Here is a 12,022-nt window from a genome sequence, read left to right as displayed (position 1 = left end):
AGGGGTACATCGAAGGGCGAACCGCCCGATCGAGACGGACGAGCCCCGGTCAGGCTTCTGACCGGGGCTCGTCCGTCTGTAAGAGATCAGATCGCGAAGCCGAGCGCACGCATCATGTCGCGCCCGTCGTCGGTGATCCGCTCCGGACCCCACGGCGGCATCCACACCCAGTTGATGCGGAACTGCTCGACGACACCGTCCAGCGCTTCACCGGTCTGCGCCTCCAGCACATCCGTCAGCGGGCAGCCGGCGCTCGTGAGCGTCATGTGGATGACCAGAGCGTCGTTCTCCTCGTCCCAGCCCAGATCGTAGATCAGGCCGAGATCGACGACGTTGACGTTGAGCTCAGGGTCCATGACGTCCTTGAGCGCTTCGGTCACCTCGTCGTACTTCTCGGGAGTCAGTGTCGCGGTCATGATTCGACCTTACGCCTCGATGATCTCGCCGGGGGCGAAGAAGCGGTCATAGCCCTCGTTCTCGAGACGCTCGGCCAGCTCCGGGCCACCTTCCTCCGCGACCTTGCCCTTGACCAGCACGTGCACGTGGTCGGGCTTGATGTAGCGGAGGATGCGCGTGTAGTGCGTGATGAGCAGAACACCCATGCCGGTGTTCTCCTTCGCGCGGTTGACGCCCTCGGAGACGATCTTCAGCGCGTCGACGTCCAGACCGGAGTCGGTCTCGTCGAGGATCGCGAACTTCGGCTTGAGCAGCTCGAGCTGGAGGATCTCGTGGCGCTTCTTCTCACCGCCGGAGAAGCCCTCGTTCACGTTGCGCGACGCGAACTTCGGGTCCATGCGCAGGCCCTTCATGGCCTCCTTCACGTCCTTGGTCCACGTGCGGATGGCGGGAGCCTCGCCGTCGATGGCGGTCTTGGCGGTGCGGAGGAAGTTGGTCACCGTGACGCCGGGGATCTCCACCGGGTACTGCATCGCGAGGAACAGACCGGCGCGAGCGCGCTCGTCCACCGTCATCTCGAGGACGTCTTCGCCGTCCAGCGTGATGGTGCCGCCGGTGACGGTGTACTTCGGGTGACCGGCGATCGTGTAAGCCAGAGTCGACTTGCCCGAGCCGTTCGGACCCATGATCGCGTGGGTCTCGTTCGTGTTGATCGTGAGCGAGACGCCGTTGAGGATCGGGGTGGTCCCCTCCTCCGTCTCGACGGTCACATGGAGGTCGCGGATCTCGAGAACAGCCATCAGTTGATTTCCTTCTTCACATTCGGATCGATGAGCACGTCGTCGCCGTCGATCACGACGTCGAAAACCGGGACGGGCTCGAAAGCAGGGAGGGTGAGCGGCTTGCCGCTGGTGAGCGAGAAGGCGGAGCCGTGTGCCCAGCACTCGATGGTCTCGCCCTCGACGAACCCGTCCGCCAGCGAGATGTCGCCGTGCGTGCAGGTGTCGCCGATCGCGTGGATCACGTCATCCGCGTCCTTGACGATGCAGATGGCCACATCGTCGATCACGACGCGCAGCGCGGAGTCCTGTTCCAGCTCGCTCACCGAGCAGGCGCGGGTTGCGGTCACTTGTCCGCTCCGCGATCCAGCTCCACCGTGATGGCGTCGAAGAGCTCCTGCTCCAGGGACTCGATGCCGATCTTCTGGACGATCTCGCCCAGGAAGCCGACGACCACCAGACGGCGCGCCTCTTCCTCGTCGATGCCGCGAGCCTGCAGGTAGAACAGCTGCTCGTCGTCGAAGCGCCCGGTGGCCGATGCGTGACCGGCGCCCTGGATGTCCCCGGTCTCGATCTCGAGGTTCGGGATCGAGTCGGCACGCGCGCCGGTGGTGAGCACCAGGTTGCGGTTGGCCTCGTAGGAGTCGGTGCCCACGGCGTCGGGGCCGATCAGAACGTCTCCCACCCACACCGTGCGGGCGGTCTCGCCCTGCAGCGCGCTCTTGTAGAGCACGTCACCCGTGGTGTGCGGACCCTTGTGGTGCAGGTACACCTGGCTCTCCAGGTGCTCACCGGGATCGGCAAAGGACACGCCGAACAGCTTGCCCTCGGACCCGGCGCCCGACAGCTCGACCGACGGGTTCACCCGCACGAGGCTGCCGCTGAGGCTGGCGACGATGTGCGTGAGCGTGGCGTCCTTGTCGACGCGGGCCTGGTGGGCCGCGACGTGGACGGCGTCGTCATCCCAGCGCTGCACCGAAACCACGGTCAGGTCGGAGCCGTCGCGAGCGATGATCTCGACGTTCTGGGCGTACTGGGCAGAGCCCTTGTGGTCCAGGACGACTGTGCCGCGCGCATTGGCGCCCGCCTCGATCACGATGTGACCGAAAGCACGCTTTTCTGCACCGGTGCCGAGCACGGGCAGGACGAGAGGAGCATCCAGCTCTTCTCCCGCGGGAATGCTGAGGTGGATGACGCCGGGTGCCTGCTTGAAAGCGATGGCGGCCATCCGGTCCTCGGGGCGGAAGAACTCGTCGCCGCTCGCGACCTCGTCGGCGGACAGGTGCGCCTCGACGCCGTCGAGGTCGTACTGCACGGCGCCCTCATCACCCGGCTCGTCCACCAGCAGACCGCGGAGGCGGTCCACCGGTGTGTGCAGGAAGTTCACCTCACGCCCGGTGGGCATGGGCAGCTCGTCCGGGATGAACGAGGTGGGGCGCTCGGAGCGCGTCTGGACGGGTACGAAGGGTCCGTCGCTGTGCGCGAGGGAACCCGGCACCACCTGGGGTGCCTCAGTGTTGGTCGTCATCTCAGCCGACCGATCCTTCCATGCCCATCTCGATGAGCTTGTTCAGCTCGAGGGCGTACTCCATGGGCAGTTCACGTGCGATGGGCTCGATGAAGCCGCGGACGATCATGGCCATCGCCTCGTCCTCGGGCAGTCCTCGGCTCTGCAGATAGAAGAGCTGCTCTTCGCTCACCTTCGAGACCGTGGCCTCGTGACCGAGCTGGACATCGTCCACGCGGATGTCGATGGCGGGATAGGTGTCCGACCGCGACATCGTGTCCACGAGAAGCGCGTCGCAGCGAACCGTGTTGGCGGAGTGGTGCGCGTTGGCGTCCACCCGGACCTCACCGCGGTAGCCGGCACGACCACCGCCCCGTGCGATCGACTTCGACACAATCGACGACTGTGTGTAGGGCGCCATGTGGATCATCTTCGCGCCGGCGTCCTGGTGCTGGCCGGGACCGGCGAAAGCGACGGAGAGGGTCTCGCCCTTGGCGTGCTCGCCCATCAGGTAGATCGAGGGGTACTTCATCGTCACCTTGGAGCCGATGTTGCCATCGACCCACTCCATGGTGGCTCCCTCGTGCGCGACAGCGCGCTTGGTCACGAGGTTGTAGACGTTGTTCGACCAGTTCTGGATCGTGGTGTAGCGAACGCGGGCGTTCTTCTTCACGATGATCTCGACCACGGCGGAGTGCAGCGAGTCCGACTTGTAGATCGGCGCCGTGCAGCCCTCGATGTAGTGGACGTAGCTGTCCTCGTCCGCGATGATCAGGGTCCGCTCGAACTGGCCCATGTTCTCGGTGTTGATGCGGAAGTACGCCTGCAGCGGGATCTCCACGTGAACGCCCTTGGGCACGTACACGAAGGATCCGCCGGACCACACCGCGGTGTTCAGCGCGGCGAACTTGTTGTCGCCCGCCGGGATCACGGTGCCGAAGTACTCCTCGAAGAACTCGGGGTGCTCCCGCAGCGCCGTATCGGTGTCCATGAAGATGACGCCCTGCTCCTCCAAGTCCTCGCGGATCTGGTGGTAGACGACCTCGGACTCGTACTGTGCAGCGACGCCGGCGACCAGACGCTGGCGCTCCGCCTCAGGGATGCCCAGGCGCTCGTACGTGTTGCGGATGTCCTCGGGAAGGTCCTCCCACGACTGCGCCTGCTTCTCCGTGGACCGCACGAAGTACTTGATGTTGTCGAAGTCGATGTCCGACAGGTCCGCTCCCCAGGTGGGCATCGGCTTGCGGCCGAACAGTTGCAGACCCTTCAGCCGGGTTTTGAGCATCCACTCCGGTTCGCTCTTGAGCGCCGAGATGTCGCGGACGACGGCCTCGTTCAGGCCACGCTTCGCGCTGGCGCCGGCGGCATCGGGATCGTGCCAGCCGAACTCGTACACCCCCAGCCCCTCGAGCTCGGGTCGGTCAATGAGCACATCAGACATGGCGTCACACTCTCCTCATGTGGCCCAAACGGTCTCATCCGTCCCGGCATTCCGAACGCCCGACGAGGTGGACGGGGTGGGGATGCCGCTTCGGGCCATTCTCAGGCGCCGGGATTCCGACGCCTAGACTGTGTAGTGATGCCGCGTATTGCACGCCGCATCTCGACCCCTCGATTCTACAGGTTTGCTCGGACACTGGGCGGACCTGCCGCGGTGCCGTCACCGATCAGCGCCGCCCGTTCGGAAGGCTGCGCATGTCGGCGTCCACCACCTCCGCCCCCACGCCCCTCGCGCGTTTCGCCGCTTGGCTGCCGGCCGTCCCCGATCGCCGGGTGCGCGTGATCGCGTGGCTGAACTTCATCGGCAACGTCGTCATCATCGCCACCGGCGGCGCCGTGCGCCTCACCGGCTCCGGCCTCGGGTGCCCGACCTGGCCGCTGTGCACTGCGGACTCCCTGGTGCCCGTTCCCGGGATGGAAGAGGGCTACCACAAGTACATCGAGTTCGGCAATCGCCTGATGAGCCCCGTGCTCGGCATCCTGGCGCTGCTCCTTCTCATCCTGATCTGGCGGATGCGGCAGCAGCGTCGCGACCTGTTCGTGCTCTCCTGGATCGTCATGGCGGGGATCCTCGCCCAGGCGCTCGTGGGCGGCATCACGGTGTGGACGGGACTGAACCCCTTCATCGTCGGCTTCCACTACGTCGCATCGCTGAGCCTGGTGTGCATCACTGCCGTGCTGCTCTGGCGTGTGTACTCCCCCGTCGGTCCGCGCAAGCGTGCCGTTCCCACCTGGTACCTCATCCTCACGCACGTGGCCACCCTTGCGATGGCGGTGAGCGTGGTGTTCGGCGTCCTCACTACCGGCGCCGGCCCGCACTCCGGCGATGACGACGTCCTGCGCCGCAACGGCTTCGACGCGACCCTGCTGGAGCACATCCACGCCTGGCCCGGATACGCCCTGTTCGCCCTGACGCTGGTGCTCGCTGTCGCCGCCTGGCGTCAGCAGCTGCCGACCCTGCGCTGGGTTTTGCTGCTGCTGGCGGTCGAGCTGGTCCAGATCGCCGTCGGCCTCTATCAGGCCCGCAACGGTCTGCCGCCGCTGGCGGTCGGCGTGCACATGGTCCTCGCCTCGCTGACTGCCGCCGCCATGGTCACCGTCGTCATGTCCCTGAAGCAGCCGGTGGCGACGACGCTCCTCACAGCCCAGGCATAGCCCGCGCATCGCGGGCTCGGATTCGGGGTTGTCACCCTTGTTCGAGCGGAGGCCGTCTCCGCTCGAACAAGGAGCTTGTACTCATGAAGAACCCCAGCGCCCTCAAGAGCGCACCGTTCTGGATCCTGCTGGTTGCCTCTGTGGGCGTCGCCGCCTACGGCGTGCAGGCGGCCACGAGCCGCATCGCCGCGATGGAGGCGGGCCTGACCGATGGATCGGCCACCACCGCACAGGTGTACGGCGGGCAGTCGTGGGTGGTCCTGGAGTCCATCCTGGCGGGTGCGGGAATCGTCGGCGTGCTCATCGCCTTCGCCGTGTGGGCGCTGGGCCCGCGCGCCGTAGCTGTCGCCCCCGTCGAACCCGCTCAGGCCAGCGCAGACGGCCCGGTCGCTGCAGAGCCGTCCTGGCGTGAGCAGAGCGCAGACGTCACGCACCCCATGACCGCGCAGCAGTCGCGGGTCGCAGACGCGCCGACAACGCCGGAGACCGCGGCGTCACCTCTGAAGGCCAGCGAGGATGAGAAGACCGAGGCTGAAACGACCGACACTGAGAAGACGACGGACCGTGATGCCGAAACGGAAGCTCCCACCTCTCCCAGCCTCACGCGCTGAACCACGCGGATGAATGCGAAATGCCCCGGATCGCTCGATCCGGGGCATTTCGCGTCGGCATTCAGAAGGCGATCGGGAACAGCGCGTCCAGCGCGATCGCGAGGAACAGGATGGTGCAGTAGGTGATCGAAGCATGGAACACGCGCATCGGAGCGGGTGCCTTCTCGCCCTTCACCGCCTGGTTGTACAGGCGATGCGCCTCGTAGACGAACCAGCCGCCGGAGACCAGGGCGGACACCGTGTAGATCGCGTGCATCGGGCCCGCCGGAACGAGCAGCAGGGAGCAGATGACGGTGGCCCACGTGTAGAGGATCACCTGCAGGCCCACCTGTGTGGTGCCGCGGGTGACGCCGAGCATCGGCACGGACACCGCTCCGTACTGATCCTTGTACTTCATGGACAGCGGCCAGTAGTGGGCCGGCGTCCAGAGGAACACGACGATGAAGAGGATTACCGGCGCCCAGGAGAAGCTCGGATCCACGGCGGTCCAGCCGATCACCACCGGGAAGCAACCGGCGATGCCACCCCAGATGATGTTCTGCTCGGTGCGGCGCTTGAGCCAGAGCGTGTAGATGACGACGTAGAAGAAGATCGCGATCACCGAGAACGCTGTGGCCACCCAGTTGGTGAACACCGCGAGCCAGACCGTCGAAAGCGCCGCCATGACCCAGGCGAACACGAGGGCGTTCCGCGGCGTGAGCTCGCCGGTCACCAGCGGCCGATCCTTGGTGCGCTTCATGTGCGCATCCATGTCGCGGTCGATGTACATGTTGAACGCCGCGGCGGAGCCGGCACTCATCGCGCCGCCGATGACCGTGGTGACCACAAGCCACAGGTCCGGCATGCCGTGCGCCGCGAGGAACATCACCGGCACAGTCGTGACGAGCAGGAGCTCCATCACACGCGGCTTGGTGAGGGCCACATAGGCTCGGATCTTTCGTCCGATTCCCAGCTTCTCGGTGAGCTGTTCTGTCGGCGTGGACGTCGCAGTCAGTTCGATCGCCCCCTTCGGACGTGTCGGCACGGGTCTTCTCAGTCTATGCCATCACTCCGCGCGGGCAGACGGCCGCGACCCGGGCACGATCCTCGCGCAGTGAATCGTCACAATCCCTCGATTCGACGCCGGGAACCCCCTACATGACTATGCTGGCAGAGAACCATACGTGCGCATTCGCGACCCGTTCTCCGTGCTGTAGCGGCCTGCGGACCGCCGATGCGTGCATCCAACTTCGCGGAAGGTGATCCGGTGCCGGAACTTCTTTGGGATGACGTCGACAAGCGCGCGGTGGACACCGCGCGTGTGCTGGCAGCAGATGCGGTGGAGAAGGTCGGCAACGGCCATCCTGGCACCGCCATGAGCCTCGCCCCGGTGGCGTACCTGCTCTACCAGCGCGTACTGCGTCACGACCCCTCCGACCCCACCTGGATCGGACGCGACCGGTTCATCCTGTCGGTCGGCCACTCCTCGCTGACCCAGTACATCCAGCTCTACTACGGCGGATTCGGTCTGGAGCTGGGCGACATCGAAAGCCTGCGCACCTGGGGGTCGCTCACACCGGGGCACCCCGAGTACGGCCACACCAAGGGCGTCGAGATCACCACGGGTCCGCTGGGCCAGGGACTTGCCTCGGCCGTCGGCTTCGCCTACGCGCAGCGCTACGAGCGTGGCCTGTTCGACCCGGAGGCGCCCGCCGGCACCAGCCCGTTCGATCACAACATCTACGTGATCTGCGGTGACGGCGACCTGCAGGAGGGCGTCACCAGCGAGGCGTCCTCGCTGGCTGGACACCAGCAGCTCGGCAACCTCATCGCGATCTACGACTCGAACCAGATCTCGATCGAGGACGACACCAACGTCGCCTTCACCGAGAACGTCGCCGAGCGCTACGAGGCCTACGGCTGGGACGTGCGCGTCGTCGACTGGAAGAAGACCGGCCAGTACGTCGAGGACATCGACGCACTGTACGCCGAGATCGAAGCGGCCAAGGGTGTCACCGACAAGCCGTCCCTGATCATCCTGAAGACGATCATCGGCTGGCCGTCCCCCGGCAAGCAGAACTCCGGCAAGATCCACGGCTCGGCCCTGGGCGCCGACGAGCTCGCCGCGGTGAAGAAGGTGCTCGGGTTCGACCCCGAGCAGCACTTCGTCGTGGAGGACGCCGTGATCGAGCGCGCGCGCGGCCTCGTGGCACGCGGCGCCGAGGCCCACGCCGCCTGGCAGCAGGACTTCGACGCCTGGGCCGAAGCCAACCCGGAGCGCAAGCAGCTTCTGGACCGCCTCGAGGCCCGTGCCCTGCCCGAGGACATCGAGGGCGCCCTCCCCGTGTTCGAGGCCGGCAAGGAGGTCTCCACCCGCGTCGCTTCGGGCAAGGTGATCAATGCGCTGGCGGCACGTCTGCCCGAGCTGTGGGGTGGTTCGGCGGATCTCGCCGAGTCGAACATGACCTCCATCACGGACGCCCCGTCCTTCATCCCCACCGAGTGGTCCACCCACGAGTGGAGCGGAAGCCCGTACGGCCGCGTGATGCACTTCGGCATCCGCGAGCACGCCATGGGCTCGATCCTCAACGGCATCGTGCTCTCCGGGCTCACCCGTCCGTTCGGCGGCACCTTCCTCATCTTCAGTGACTACATGCGCCCCGCGGTGCGCCTCGCAGCTCTCATGGGTATCGCGCCCGTGTTCGTCTGGACGCACGACTCCGTCGCCCTCGGCGAGGACGGCCCCACGCACCAGCCCATCGAGCAGCTCGCCTCGCTGCGCGTGATCCCGAACATGACGGTGGTCCGCCCGGCGGACGCCAACGAGACCGCTGTGGCCTGGCTGCAGGCTCTGCGCCACCACTCGGGCCCCATCGGGCTGGCGCTGACGCGTCAGAACGTGCCCACCTACGAGCGTGTCGACGGCCCGGCCAGCGGCGACTCGTTCGCCTCGGCAGAAGGCGTCGCCCGCGGTGCGTACGTCCTGCAGGAGGCTCCGGGCGGCACCCCGGACGTGCTGCTCATCGCAACGGGCTCCGAAGTACAGCTCGCCGTGGGAGCACGCGAGGTGCTCCGCGGCGAGGGCATCAACGCCCGCGTGATCTCCGCCCCGTCGCTCGAATGGTTCGCCCAGCAGGACGAGGAGTACCGCGAGAGCGTCATCCCGTCCGCCGTCAAGGCCCGCGTCTCCGTCGAGGCCGGTTCCGCTGCCAGCTGGTACCGCATCGTCGGCGACACCGGACGCACCGTTGCGATCGACCACTTCGGCGCCTCCGCCGACTGGAAGACGCTCTTCACAAACTTCGGGTTCACTGTCGACCACGTCGTGCAGGCAGCCCGCGAGACCGTTAAGGAGAACTCATGACCACCCCCACGGCAGATCTCACCGCAGCCGGCGTCAGCATCTGGCTCGACGACCTCTCGCGCTCTCGCATCACGTCCGGCAACCTCGCCGAGCTGATCCGGACCCGCAACGTCTCCGGCGTCACCACCAACCCCACGATCTTCCAGGGGGCGATCAGCAACGGCGGCGGTGACTACGCAGCGCAGCTGGAGGAGCTCGCGCAGGCCGGCGCCAGCGTCGACGAGGCGATCTTCGCCCTCACCACCGACGACGTGCGCAACGCGACCGACATCTTCCGTCCGGTGTACGACGCCACCGGTGGCGTCGATGGCCGTGTGTCCATCGAGGTCTCCCCCGATCTGGCGCACGACACCGAGGGCACCGTCGCGCAGGCGAAGGAGCTGTGGGCCGCGGTGGACCGCGAGAACACGCTCATCAAGATCCCCGCCACGAAGGCCGGTATCCCGGCGATCACGGCGACCCTTGCCGCGGGCATCAGCGTCAACGTCACGCTGATCTTCTCGCTGGAGCGCTACAACGACGTGATCGACGCGTACTACGCCGGCATCGAGCAGGCGCAGGCGAACGGTCACGACATCAGCCGTATCCACTCGGTCGCATCCTTCTTCGTGTCGCGCGTCGACACCGAGGTCGACAAGCGCCTCGCAGAGATCGGCACCGAGGACGCTCTCGCTCTCAAGAGCCAGGCGGGTCTCGCCAACGCGCGCCTCGCATACGAGCTGTTCGGGCAGAAGTCCGCGACCGAGCGCGCCCGGCAGCTCGCCGCCGCCGGTGCGAACCCGCAGCGACCGCTGTGGGCGTCCACGGGTGTCAAGGACCCCGCACTGCCGGCAACGCTGTACGTCACCGAGCTGGTCGCCGCCGACACGGTGAACACGATGCCGGAGAAGACGCTGGAGGCCACGTTCGCTGAGGGTGTCATCACCGGTGACACGATCACGCCGAATATCCCCGCCGCGCACGACGTGGTGGCCCGTCTGGCTGCCGTCGGCGTCGATTTCGCTGACGTCACGCAGCTGCTCGAGGATGAGGGCGTCTCGAAGTTCATCGCCTCCTGGCAGGACCTCAAGAGCACCGTGCAGACGGCGCTCGAGAGCGCGCGGTGACCTTCCGTCTGCGTCTCTCCGGCCACCCCCGTGAGGTGGCCGATGCGGTGGTACCCGCCCTCGTCGACGACCTCGTCGCATCGGGCATCGCAGATCAGAATCCCACGTTGTGGGGTCCTGGCGCACAAACCGACGCGGAGATCCGCCTCGGCTGGGTCCAGGCGGTCGAGATCTCGCGCCCACTCGTGTCGGAGGTCGTCGCCCTGCGCGACGACCTCCGCCGGCGGGGACTGGATCGCATCGTGCTGGCCGGCATGGGAGGATCATCGCTCGCCCCCGAGGTCATCACCCGCGGCGCAGACGTGCCACTGGTGATCCTCGACTCGACCGCTCCCGGCCAGGTCCTCGCCGCCATCGATGGGGACAGCGAGGATGATCTTCGCCGCACTGTGCTCGTCGTGTCGTCGAAGTCCGGTTCCACCGTGGAGACCGACTCTGCGCAGCGCGCATTCGAGGCGGCGTTCAGCGACCTCGGACTCGATCCGGCGGAACGGATCATCGTGGTGACCGACCCGGGCTCTCCTCTCGAAGCCCGTGCGGTGGAACGCGGGTACCGCGTCTTCACGGCACAGCCCACCGTCGGGGGGCGATTCTCCGCGCTGACGGCGTTCGGGTTGGTCGCCTCCGCGCTCGCCGGCGCTGACGTCGAAGCGGTCCTGGACGAAGCGGACGCCGTGCTCGCGGAGGTCGCGGTCGACAGTCCGGACAATCCCGCCCTCATCCTGGGAGCCGCGATCGCCGGCGCCACGGCGGAGTCGGTGCGCAAGGACAAGCTCGGCCTCATCGTGGAACCGGATGCCGGCCTGGACGGTCTGGCCGACTGGATCGAGCAGCTGGTCGCCGAGTCCACCGGCAAGGACGGAACCGGCATCCTGCCCGTCGTCCTCACCGAGGTGTCGCTCGAGGCGGAGGATCCGCAGGACGACCTGCAGCGCGTCCGGTTCGTGCAGGACGTCGACGATGTCGGCATCTTCGAGGACCACTACGACGAGATCCTGATCAGCGCGAGTCTCGGTTCCGCGTTCCTGGTCTGGGAGTACGCCGTCGCCGTCGCGGGGCGCATCCTCGGGATCAACCCCTTCGACCAGCCCGACGTCGAGGCCGCCAAACAGGCCGCGCGTGCGCTCCTGGAGGAACGTCCGCAGACCGGCGCTCCGGCGTTCGTGGAAGGCGGCATCGAAGTGCGCTCCACGGACGCGTCGCTGGTGTCCGCCGGTTCGGTTCGCGCCGTGCTCGACGCCCTGTTCGCACGGGCGGCGGACAACGGATACATCGCTATCCAGGCCTACGTCAACCGCGACGCGCTCCCCCAGCTGGCGGGACTGCGTGAACTCGCCGCCACCTCCTCAGCGCGACCGGTCACCTTCGGGTGGGGACCGCGCTTCCTGCACTCGACGGGCCAGTACCACAAGGGCGGACCCGCCAACGGCGTGTTCCTCCAGATTCTGGAGAGCACGGATGTCGACCTGGAGATCCCCGGTCGCCCCTACACCTTCGGGCAGCTGATCAACGCTCAGGCAGCGGGCGATGCCCGCGTCCTCGCCGATCTCGGCCGTCCCGTCGTCACCCTCACCCTCACCGATCCCCAGAACGATGTCGTCGACCTGTTCGACGACGCCGACTGA

The 12,022-nt window shown here is 67.0% G+C and carries 11 protein-coding genes; 5 read left to right on the top strand and 6 right to left on the bottom strand.

Annotation, left to right across the window (positions count from 1 at the left end; translation table 11 throughout):
* Positions 1-86: 86 nt before the first annotated feature.
* From LQ566_RS02835 to sufB, 5 genes are read right to left on the bottom strand one after another with little or no spacing between them, the layout of a single operon-like run.
* A complete protein-coding gene (locus tag LQ566_RS02835; RefSeq protein WP_231090041.1) occupies positions 87-416 on the bottom strand; it encodes a metal-sulfur cluster assembly factor in 330 nt (109 codons plus the stop codon).
* A 9-nt stretch (positions 417-425) separates the two neighbouring features.
* Positions 426-1,196, bottom strand: a complete 771-nt coding sequence (gene sufC, locus LQ566_RS02830) for a Fe-S cluster assembly ATPase SufC (RefSeq protein ID WP_231090040.1) — start codon at positions 1,194-1,196, stop codon at positions 426-428.
* Positions 1,196-1,525, bottom strand: a complete 330-nt coding sequence (locus LQ566_RS02825; RefSeq protein ID WP_231090039.1) for a non-heme iron oxygenase ferredoxin subunit — start codon at positions 1,523-1,525, stop codon at positions 1,196-1,198. The genes sufC and LQ566_RS02825 overlap by 1 nt, the downstream gene beginning before the upstream one ends.
* Positions 1,522-2,703 (bottom strand): Fe-S cluster assembly protein SufD, encoded by a 1,182-nt coding sequence (gene sufD, locus LQ566_RS02820; RefSeq protein WP_231090038.1) that lies wholly within the window; start codon positions 2,701-2,703, stop codon positions 1,522-1,524. The genes LQ566_RS02825 and sufD overlap by 4 nt, the downstream gene beginning before the upstream one ends.
* Before the next feature lies 1 nt (position 2,704).
* Complete coding sequence (gene sufB / locus LQ566_RS02815) at positions 2,705-4,123, bottom strand: Fe-S cluster assembly protein SufB (protein ID WP_231090037.1); 1,419 nt, start codon at positions 4,121-4,123, stop codon at positions 2,705-2,707.
* 254 nt (positions 4,124-4,377) lie between these two features.
* Here sufB and LQ566_RS02810 point away from each other — a divergent pair, with 254 nt between their 5' ends.
* Together LQ566_RS02810 and LQ566_RS02805 are read left to right on the top strand one after the other, a co-directional pair.
* Positions 4,378-5,337, top strand: a complete 960-nt coding sequence (locus tag LQ566_RS02810; protein WP_231090036.1) for a COX15/CtaA family protein — start codon at positions 4,378-4,380, stop codon at positions 5,335-5,337.
* Positions 5,338-5,420: 83 nt separating this feature from the next.
* Positions 5,421-5,948 carry a hypothetical protein gene (locus LQ566_RS02805; RefSeq protein WP_231090035.1) on the top strand — a complete coding sequence of 176 codons (528 nt, stop codon included), beginning with the start codon at positions 5,421-5,423 and terminating at the stop codon, positions 5,946-5,948.
* A 61-nt stretch (positions 5,949-6,009) separates the two neighbouring features.
* Here LQ566_RS02805 and LQ566_RS02800 read toward each other — a convergent pair whose 3' ends face one another.
* Positions 6,010-6,948, bottom strand: coding sequence for a heme o synthase (locus tag LQ566_RS02800; protein WP_372459787.1), 939 nt, complete (start codon positions 6,946-6,948; stop codon positions 6,010-6,012).
* A 213-nt stretch (positions 6,949-7,161) separates the two neighbouring features.
* Here LQ566_RS02800 and tkt point away from each other — a divergent pair, with 213 nt between their 5' ends.
* Genes tkt through LQ566_RS02785 form a run of 3 tightly spaced genes read left to right on the top strand, consistent with a single transcriptional unit; the run spans position 7,162 to position 12,022 of the window.
* Positions 7,162-9,291: a transketolase gene (gene tkt, locus LQ566_RS02795; protein WP_372459771.1), complete on the top strand. Its 2,130-nt coding sequence runs from the start codon at positions 7,162-7,164 to the stop codon at positions 9,289-9,291.
* Positions 9,288-10,397, top strand: a complete 1,110-nt coding sequence (gene tal / locus LQ566_RS02790) for a transaldolase (protein WP_231090033.1) — start codon at positions 9,288-9,290, stop codon at positions 10,395-10,397. Before tkt ends, tal begins: the two co-directional genes overlap by 4 nt.
* Positions 10,394-12,022, top strand: a complete 1,629-nt coding sequence (locus LQ566_RS02785) for a phosphoglucose isomerase-related protein (protein ID WP_231090032.1) — start codon at positions 10,394-10,396, stop codon at positions 12,020-12,022. The genes tal and LQ566_RS02785 overlap by 4 nt, the downstream gene beginning before the upstream one ends.

It is taken from the genome of Microbacterium nymphoidis (assembly GCF_021044885.1).
Classification (GTDB): domain Bacteria; phylum Actinomycetota; class Actinomycetes; order Actinomycetales; family Microbacteriaceae; genus Microbacterium; species Microbacterium nymphoidis.
The sequence above is the reverse complement of the archived record's forward strand: the minus strand, read 5'-3'. Positions and strand labels throughout refer to the sequence as shown.

Bases quoted from the DNA above. Each gene is read 5' to 3' on its own strand.
- LQ566_RS02835 (WP_231090041.1), bottom strand. From the start codon at position 416: ATGACCGCGACACTGACTCCCGAGAAGTACGACGAGGTGACCGAAGCG.
- sufC (WP_231090040.1), bottom strand. From the start codon at position 1,196: ATGGCTGTTCTCGAGATCCGCGACCTCCATGTGACCGTCGAGACGGAG.
- sufD (WP_231090038.1), bottom strand. From the start codon at position 2,703: ATGACGACCAACACTGAGGCACCCCAGGTGGTGCCGGGTTCCCTCGCG.
- sufB (WP_231090037.1), bottom strand. From the start codon at position 4,123: ATGTCTGATGTGCTCATTGACCGACCCGAGCTCGAGGGGCTGGGGGTG.
- LQ566_RS02810 (WP_231090036.1), top strand. From the start codon at position 4,378: ATGTCGGCGTCCACCACCTCCGCCCCCACGCCCCTCGCGCGTTTCGCC.
- LQ566_RS02805 (WP_231090035.1), top strand. From the start codon at position 5,421: ATGAAGAACCCCAGCGCCCTCAAGAGCGCACCGTTCTGGATCCTGCTG.
- tkt (WP_372459771.1), top strand. From the start codon at position 7,162: ATGCGTGCATCCAACTTCGCGGAAGGTGATCCGGTGCCGGAACTTCTT.
- tal (WP_231090033.1), top strand. From the start codon at position 9,288: ATGACCACCCCCACGGCAGATCTCACCGCAGCCGGCGTCAGCATCTGG.